1 protein-coding gene is annotated in these 496 nt (G+C 65.7%); it reads left to right on the top strand.

The genetic code is table 11. From position 1 onward, the window contains the following. Window positions 1-496 (top strand): TolC family protein (locus GHO41_RS29515; RefSeq protein WP_178126628.1); only part of this gene is annotated, 496 nt, incomplete at both ends.

The raw sequence follows: 496 nt of genomic DNA, 5'->3' as shown, positions 1-496 counted from the left end.
CGCGGGGTGGGCGGTAGCGGTTCCAGCAGCGGCGCGAGCAGCGCAGGCGGGGTTGAGAACTCGGTCAGCGCCACCCTGACCGCCAGTTGGGAGCCGGATTTATGGGGCCAGGTGCGACGCGGCATTGAGTCCAGCAGCGCTTCTGCGCAAGCCTCCGACGCCTTATTGGCCGGGGTGCGTTTGTCCATCAGCGCCAGCGTGGCGAGCAATTACCTGGCCTTGCGCCAACAGGACATCGACATCGGCCTGTTGCAACAACAGCAGCAGATCAACCAGCAATTGCTCGACATGATCCAGGCCGAATACGCCCAGGGCACGGCGGCCAATGACCAACTGCTGCAAGCTCAGGACCAACTCAGCACCGTGGTGGCCGCGTTGCAGACCGCGCAGCGCTCGCGCGAGCAATACGAACATGCCCTGGCGGTGCTGGTGGGCGAGGCACCGTCGCAATTCAGCGTGGCGGCGCTGGCGCAGTACGCCTTTGCGGTGCCGCGTC

This window comes from Pseudomonas sp. FSL R10-0399, from assembly GCF_009600165.1.
Classification (GTDB): Bacteria; Pseudomonadota; Gammaproteobacteria; order Pseudomonadales; family Pseudomonadaceae; genus Aquipseudomonas; species Aquipseudomonas helleri.
This window is presented reverse-complemented; position numbering and strand designations above follow the sequence as displayed.